This window comes from Salinisphaera sp. (assembly GCF_035690525.1).
Lineage (GTDB): Bacteria > Pseudomonadota > Gammaproteobacteria > Nevskiales > Salinisphaeraceae > Salinisphaera.
Genome location: NZ_DASSKM010000052.1, coordinates 1 through 8,240 on the forward strand (window position 1 = coordinate 1; position 8,240 = coordinate 8,240).

The 8,240-nt window shown below is 61.5% G+C and carries 6 protein-coding genes; all 6 read left to right on the forward strand.

From position 1 onward, the window contains the following. The first annotated feature begins 746 nt into the window (after nucleotides 1-746). Nucleotides 747-1,826: a sugar ABC transporter substrate-binding protein gene (locus tag VFJ08_RS03970; RefSeq protein WP_324995411.1), complete on the forward strand. Its 1,080-nt coding sequence runs from the start codon at nucleotides 747-749 to the stop codon at nucleotides 1,824-1,826. 112 nt (nucleotides 1,827-1,938) lie between these two features. Continuing rightward, entirely contained in the window at nucleotides 1,939-3,492 is a 1,554-nt protein-coding gene (locus VFJ08_RS03975) for a sugar ABC transporter ATP-binding protein (protein WP_324995401.1), read from the forward strand. A gap of 16 nt (nucleotides 3,493-3,508) precedes the next feature. After that, nucleotides 3,509-4,507, forward strand: coding sequence for an ABC transporter permease (locus tag VFJ08_RS03980; protein WP_324995403.1), 999 nt, complete (start codon nucleotides 3,509-3,511; stop codon nucleotides 4,505-4,507). A 39-nt stretch (nucleotides 4,508-4,546) separates the two neighbouring features. After that, nucleotides 4,547-5,710 carry a fumarylacetoacetate hydrolase family protein gene (locus tag VFJ08_RS03985; RefSeq protein WP_324995405.1) on the forward strand — a complete coding sequence of 388 codons (1,164 nt, stop codon included), beginning with the start codon at nucleotides 4,547-4,549 and terminating at the stop codon, nucleotides 5,708-5,710. A gap of 10 nt (nucleotides 5,711-5,720) precedes the next feature. Continuing rightward, entirely contained in the window at nucleotides 5,721-6,677 is a 957-nt protein-coding gene (locus VFJ08_RS03990) for a C-terminal binding protein (RefSeq protein WP_324995407.1), read from the forward strand. A gap of 166 nt (nucleotides 6,678-6,843) precedes the next feature. Continuing rightward, on the forward strand, nucleotides 6,844-8,240 hold a 1,397-nt coding region (locus VFJ08_RS03995), incomplete at its 3' end, for an aldehyde dehydrogenase family protein (protein ID WP_324995409.1).

The following is an 8,240-nucleotide window of genomic DNA, read 5'->3' on the forward strand; positions in this document are numbered from 1 at the left end:
CGACGTCAAAACGGCGAAAGTATATCGTGTCCAGCCCAACGCCTGTAGGCCGGCCCGGCGCGCTCGCTATTAGGGGCTGTTGCCATTTCATACGGCCCCGCGTTGCAACCCCAAATCGTGTCAGCCAAGACGCAGAGCGCCGACCGCAGTCATTCTGCGGTCAAGCTCTGCAACGCCGGATGGCGCGCCTATTTATTTTTATGCGGGCCGCAACCCGAAGGGCCGGGGGCCATTTTGGCGCAATCCAGCGTTGCAGCGCGCTACGGTAGAATGACTACCGTACGCCCGCTGCGCCTTGTCTTGCGTCAAAATGGCCGCCGGCGCGGCGTCGTATGAAACGGCAGCAGGCCCTAAGCCCGTCCCGTCCCGCCATAAGAAAGCGCAGCGCCGATGCGATGCTGTGCGCTATCGCGATTATTAATCCGGCATCAAAACAACTGGGATATCATCTGTTTGCAAGTGCTTAGCGGTCGATGGCCGCGGCGAGCACGCGCTTGCGTACGCGCGCACGGGCTATGCTCACCCTTTAGTCGTAGAAAATATACAAATGCGGCATTGTTCCGCTGCCGAGAGCCGAGTTCGTAAGCGCCGGCTCCCTTCAAAATGTTAATAAGGTAATGAAATAAAACGTATTATATAGCCATGTTCAATCCAGGCGAAAAGCGGTTGACGTCTGTGCGTCCACAGACATAGTATTGCTACGTAGTTTAACTACGCATCCAGAATAAACAGAACCCTTGGAGGAGATGGTTATGCCTGCTAATCGACGCACGATTCTGAAAGGTATGGCGGCTGCCAGCGTACTTGGCGCTACCACTGGTGGTTTGGCCTGGGGCAAGGATCGCATCTTTGTGCCCTACAGTAATAAAAGCCTGAACTACTATTTCTTCGTGACGCAGCAGAAAGCAGTCAAACGCGCCGTTCAGGATAACGGCTGGGAATTCCAGGCTGTAAACGCGAACTTCAATAACACCGAACAGCTCAAGCAGTGGCAGAGCCTATTGCTGCGTAACCCCTCGGCGATGATTTCGGACGTGATCGACAGTCAGGCGATCGTCAGCCAAATCCGTCGTTATAACCAGCGTGGCATTCCGGTCGCGATCATCGACACCCCGGCCGGCGGTGGCGATGTGGCGATCACGGTCAGCTTCGACAATTATCAGGGCGGGGTGATGGCCGCCAAGGAAATCGTTCGACGGCTAAAGCAAAAGTACGGCGCCGAGAAAGGCGTAGTGCTCAACTGCTACGGCGCGCTGCAGAGCGTGGCTTGGCGGTTGCGCAAGGAAGGCTTTGACGCCGAGATGGCAAAGCATCCCGACATCACGTTGCTCGACCGGCCGACCGACGGCCTGCTCAAGAACATGCTTTCGGTCACGCTTTCGACGCTGTCCGAACGGCCGGATCTGGATGCCGTACACGCGCCGAGCGACTCGCCCTCGCGCGGCATTGTAACGGCCTTGAAGCAAAAGGGCCGCTGGAAAAAGGTCGGTGAGGACGGCCATGTCATCTTCGTCAACATCGATGGCGAGCCGATCGGCCTTCAGTGGATAAAACAGGGCTATATGGACGCGGATATCTCTCAGGATCCGATTGCGTACGCACAGATTGCAGTGGACATGCTCCAGAAGTATTCACTGAAGGGCAAAGACGTGCCGCTCGGGCCGTACGAGAACAAGAAGTACTACTGGGAGAAAGGCCAAATTGTCAAATCGGAGACCGGGCCGGCGTTGGTCATCCCGCCATTCGTCATCGACAAGAACAATGCCGACGATCCCCGGATGTGGGGGAATATCGCCTACAACGAGTGGGGCCTGCGCTATAGCTAAGGCGCGTTCATGAACGCGGACGGCCGCAGCCGGGGCTGATTGCGGCCGTCCTTCGGGTACTGCGTGGCGCGGATCGGCGCCACCGGCACGGTGCCATGTTGTCAGGTGCGATATGACTCTATCCGCGAATGAAGCGAATGCCGAGGCCCGTACGGCCGACGTGGTGCTCGAGACGCGCAACTTGAGCAAGCGTTATGGCGCGTCCGTCGCGTTGAACGATGTTTCGCTCAAAATCAGAAAGGCGTCGATTCACGGCCTTCTAGGCGAGAACGGCGCGGGCAAAAGCACGCTCGTGGGGCTGGTCTCCGGGCACAAGGTGGCTTCGAGCGGTCAGATTTTTCTGCAGGGGCAGCCTGTTACCGGTTCAGACGTCAAGACGATGGAGGCGGCCGGTGTGTTTCTGGTGACGCAGGAGCCGATGATCGTCGATCAGTTCACCGTGGCCGAGAATCTGCTGCTGGGTATCTGGCCGCGGAAATTCGGCATCGTCAGCCGGCGCCGGTTCAACAAGCGCGTGCGGGAAATGCTGGCGGATACCGGGCTGGACCCGGGTTTGCCGGGGCGCGATCTGGATGCGGTCTCACGGCGGAAGCTGAATATCCTGCGGGCGCTGTTCAGTGGCGGCCGTGTCATCATTCTCGACGAGCCGACGACCGCGCTCGACTCGAAGGATCGCGAAGAGCTGTTTCGTTTCATGCGCGAGCTCAAGGGTCGCGATGTGACCTTTATCTTCATCTCTCATTACAACGAAGAGATTTTGGAAATCTGCGACGAGGTCAGCGTTCTGCGCGACGGGCGTCTAGTGGATCAGATAAGCGAGATGGCATCGCTGAACTCGGCCGCCTTGTCGACGCTGGTGCTCGGGCGCGATCTCGCTCTGTTTTATCGCGAGCCGCGGCGTTCCCTTGATTCGGCTGTGCCGACGTGCGTCTCCGATGTTAGCGGCGGCGGGCTGGCGATCGATGAGTTTCGGATTCATCCCGGCGAGGTGGTCGGTTTCGTGGGAATGCCCGGCTCGGGGGCCAAAACCTTTGCGCGGGCACTGTTTGGCCTCAAGCGCATCGACCGGGGAACGATCTGTTTTTCCGGGCAGTCGCAGAGCGGATCCTTGCCCAGCCACCCCCGGCTCGCGCTGGACCGCGGCATCGCCTATCTGTCCGACGATCGGCGTCACGACGGGCTCGTGGCGCTGATGTCTATAAAAAACAATATGACCCTGTCGTCGCTGCCGGCGGTGTCGCGGTTCGGCGTGCTCGACCGTGGCCGCGAGCAATCCATTATCGACCGGTATTTCAAATCCATGGAGATCAAGGCCGAAAGCGCGGATATCTCCATCGACACGCTCAGTGGCGGCAATCAGCAGAAGGTGTGCCTCGGACGGGTGCTGGCCACCGATCCGCGGCTGCTCATTCTCGACGAGCCCACCCGGGGCATCGATGTCGGGGTCAAGGAGGACGTGCATCGGCTGGTCGACGAACTGACCGACGACGGCGTGAGCGTCATCGTCGTGACCTCCGATCTTGATGAAGTGGTACGCATCGTCGATCGCGTCTGTGTTTTCGCGGACGGGCGGGTCGTCGAGGAATTCGCCGGTGCCGACATGACGCCGGAGGCGTTGCATGCGGCGGCAAGTGGTTCAGGCGCCGTTTTGGCGACAGGATTGTAATCAAATGTCCGAAACAATGAATCGACCCGTAGATCGCGCCGACGATAACCGGAAAGCATCCCGCGGCTCGAGCGGCAGTGCGCTCAAGTGGATGCTGGACAACATCGTCTGGATTTGGCTCATCGTGCTGGTGCTGATATTCGGCGCGCTCAACTCGTTCTTTCTGACCATTCCGAATCTACAGAACGTGTTGATCCAGGCCACGGTGCTGGGGTTGCTCGGCATCGCCGTGGCCGTTTCCCTGATGGTCGCGGAGATCGATCTATCGATCGCCGCCAACATGGGCTTTTCGTCGGTTCTGGGTGCGATGCTCAGCGTTCAGGACGGCATGCCCTGGTGGCTCGGCATGCTCATCGGCGTGCTGGCGGCTAGCGCGATCGGGTTCTTCAACGGTTTGTGCATCACTTGGCTGAAGATGGTTTCGCTGATCGAGACCCTGGCCATGATGATCTTTCTACAGGGCGCGCTACTGGCGGTTACCCACGGCAAGACGATCACCAGCATGCCGGACGGTTACCTGTGGATCGGGCAGGCGCGGTTTTTCGGTTGGCCGGTGATGCCGCTTGTGTTTCTCGTCGTGCTGCTGGCCGGGGCGTTTTTTCTTCGTAAGACCGTGCCCGGCCGGTGCCTGTATGCCGTAGGCGGCAACCTGGCGGCTGCCGAGGCGGCGGGCATTCGCGCTAATCGAATCAAGATTCTCGCTTTCACGCTGTCCGGATTTCTCAGCGGCATCGCGGGGTACCTGCTGGCGTCCTGGCAGATGGCGATCACCTCTAACCAAGGGAGCAGCTTTCTGCTGTATGCGATCGCCGCACCCATTATCGGCGGCGTGAGCGTCTTCGGCGGCCGCGGCCATATCGTCGGCATTCTGGGCGGCGTTTTATTGCTCACCGTTATCCAGGTCGGTCTGGCCATCGTGGCGGTGCCTTCCTTCTACGTCGGCATGATTGGCGGCCTGATGATCTTCGTCGCGGTCGCGATCGACGCCATCCGGGTACGCATGGGCGCCGGCTGACGCCGGCTTCGAGGAAGCTGGACAACATCGGAACTGATCATGACCATTGATTACATCTGTTCTAGCGATCGCGAACGCGGCACCTTCGTGGGCCGAGTGCAAGATCCCTCGATCGGCGGCCCTTGCGTGGTCAGGCTCGAGGGCGATCGGCTGGCCGATATTTCAAGCAGCTATCCGACCATCGGCGGCCTGCTGGAAAACGATGATCCCGTGGCCGCGGCATTAGCCGCGACGCCCGATCGCTGGTTCGATCTGAACGCGGCGATCGAGAACAGCTTCTCGCGCCCCGAGGGCGGCGTGTATTTTCTCGCGCCCTGCGATCTGCAGGCGCTCAAGGCCTGCGGCGTGACGTTCGCCAAGAGCATGCTGGAAAGGGTCATCGAGGAACGTGCCAAGGGCACGCCGGAGAAAGCCGAGCATATCCGGGCGGAGATCGCCGAGGCGGTAGGCGGCGCCCTGCACCAAGTCAAGCCCGGGTCGCCGGAAGCCGAGCGCGCCAAGCGCCTGCTCGACGAGGCCGGTTACTGGTCGCAGTACTTGGAAGTCGGTATTGGCCCGGATGCCGAAGTGTTCACGAAAGGACAGGTGCTGTCGGCGGTCGGTCTTGGCGCGGAGATCGGCGTGCGCGGCGATTCGGCCTGGAACAACCCCGAGCCCGAAGTGGTGCTGGCTATCAATTCCCGTGGACGGGCGGTCGGCGCGACGCTCGGCAATGACGTCAACCTGCGGGATTTCGAAGGCCGTAGCGCGTTGCTGCTGACCAAGGCCAAGGATAACAACGGTTCCTGCGCCATCGGCCCGATGATCCGGCTGTTCGACGAGCATTTCGGCATGGACGATGTACGCCGGATGACGGTTGATCTCGATATCTCCGGCGAAGAGGGATTTGAACTTCACGATCGAAGCCGGATGAGCGAAATCAGCCGGGACCCGGAAGACCTCATCGCCCAGACGGTCGGGCCGAATCATCAGTATCCCGACGGCTTGATGCTGTTTCTGGGCACGCTGTTCGCGCCGACCGCGGATCGCGGCGAACCGGGCCAAGGGTTCACGCACGCGGTCGGCGATACGGTACGGATTTCCTCGCCCCGGATCGGCACGCTAGAGAACGTGGTCCGGCACTGCGGCGACATTGCGCCCTGGACTTTCGGCGCACGGGCGCTGTTCGCCAATTTGGCCGCACGCGGCCTGGCCCGGTTATAGCGAGGTTGTCATGAGCTTGAAAGTCGTTGTTACCGACGAAGCGTTCGGTGCTGTGGAGTACGAACGGGCCGTTGCCGATAAATTCGGCGCCGAATTCGCGCACCATCAGTGCGCCGACGTGGCCAGCACCCAGGCGGCCGTGCGCGACGCCCGGATCGCGTTCGTGAATTTCGCGCCGATCACGCGGGAAGTGCTCCAAGAGATGCCGCCGGGCGCCGTGATCATCCGCTATGGGATCGGGTTCGACAATGTCGATATCGAGGCCGCGCGGCAACTCGGGATTCGGGTCGCCAATGTGCCGGATTACGGGGTCGATACCGTGGCCGATCATGCAGCCACGGCGATGGTGGCGTTGCTGCGCAAATTGCCGGTCTTCGACCGCGAGATCCGCGACAACGGATGGACCCCGATTCAGGTCGGGCGGCCGATCAAGGGTTTCATGGACACGACCATCGGCCTGCTGGGCGCGGGACGCATCGGCGTTGCTGTGGCTCGCCGGCTACAGGCCTTCGGAATGACGATACTGGCCGCGGACCCGTACGCGGACACCGCGACGCTGGCTGCCGCCGGAGTCGAGCTCTTGGCGCTGGAAGACATGCTCGGCCGGGTCGATGGTCTATCGCTGCATATGCCACTCACGGACGAGACCCGGCATGTCGTGAATGCCGCATTCATCGATCATCTGCGACCCGGATGCATGGTCGTGAACACGGCCCGCGGCGGCCTGATCGATGAGGAGGCGATGGCCGCCGGGCTGGAACGCGGTGCGATCGGCGGCGCGGCGCTCGATGTCTTCGATCCCGAGCCGCTGGCTAAGGACTCCCCGTTGCGTCGCCTGCCCAACGTCATTCTGACCCCGCACGCCGCTTTTTATTCCGAGCGGTCGCTCGACAACCTGCAGCGTCTGGCCGCGGAAGAGGCCGAACGCGCCCTGGCGGATGAGCCGCTGCGTTGTCCGGTCGTTTAGAGAGTGTTTACAAAACTACCGCGCTTGCCATTTCGGCCCCGTCCGGTGCTCGAAATGCTCACGTATTATCCATACGCTGCGCTTTCTGCGCTCCGGGCGTGTCCAAACTGACGGCGCTCGCTACGTTTTGTAAACACTCTCTTAGCCCTTTGCAATCGTTATCGCCATGAGCCACAGACAACAGCACACCCAGTATATCGACGGCGCCTGGAACTCCGGATGCGCCGCGCGTCGGCTGGAGGTTTTCAACCCGGCGACCGGCGAACGGATCGCCGGTTTTTCCGAGTCGTCTTTCGACGATATCGACGCGGCCGTCCGGTCGGCTGCCGCCGCATTCAAGACCTGGCGGCATGTCAACCCGCATAAGCGCGCGAAATATCTGCAAGAGATCGCGGATGGAATCGAAACGCGGCTATCGACCATCGCGGCGGCGATGACGCGCGAACAGGGCAAGCCGTTACCCGAGGCCGAAGGCGAGGTCGGCAAGCTGGTCAAGACCCTGCGCTACTATGCCGGTGAGGCGGTACGCATATGCGGCCGGATTATCCCGAACGAGGACGAGGGATTTCAGAGCCAGGTCGAGCACGAGCCGATCGGCGTTGCGGCCGCCATCACGCCCTGGAATTATCCGGCCGAGCTGATCGGCTGGAAACTGGGAGCGGCGCTGGCGGCGGGTTGTACGCTGGTCATCAAGCCGTCGGAGTACACGCCGCTCACCGCAATCGAGATTATGCGCGCCGTCGACGAGGCCGATCTGCCCAAGGGTGTGGTCAATCTCGTTCAGGGCGCCGGCGAGGTTGGCGGCCAACTGGTGCGGCATCCGGCGATCGACAAGATCGCCTTCACCGGTTCGCATGCCACCGGCCTGCGCATCTACGAAACGATGGGCCGGATCAAGTCGGTCTCGCTGGAGCTTGGGGGCAACTGCCCGTTGGTGGTCGCCGCCAGCGCCGATCTCGATGCGGCGGTAGCCGGCGCGGTACGCCGCAGTTTCCGCAACATGGGCCAGATATGTATCGCCATCAATCGGGCCTATGTTCACCGTTCGCTTTACGATGAATTTTTAAAGCGAGTGGCCGAAACCACCGGCCGCCTTCGCATCGGCGACGGCCTGGCGGACCCCAGCGTCGATTTGGGCCCGATGACCAACGCGGACGGTCTCGCGAAGGTAGAGGCCCACGTCAAGGATGCGCTCGACCGGGGGGCGCGTCTGATTTGCGGCGCACGGGCGCCCGAGGGGCTGGGCGGATTGTTCTATCAGCCCACGGTGCTCGCCGACTGCGATTCGCATATGCGCGTCATGCACGACGAGACCTTCGGCCCGGTGCTGGGCGTGAGCGCCTTCGACGATCTGGAGGCTGTGATCGAACACGTCAATGATTCGCCGTATGGCCTGGCGGCTTACGCCTATGCGATCGATCTCAAGGAGGTCTATCAGTTGTCGCGGGGGCTGTCGTTCGGCAGCGTGGCGATGAACTGCGTGGACGCCGGCATCATCAATGCGCCGTACGGCGGCCGCCGGCAAAGCGGGGTCGGCTACGAACACGGCCGGGCCGGGCTGGA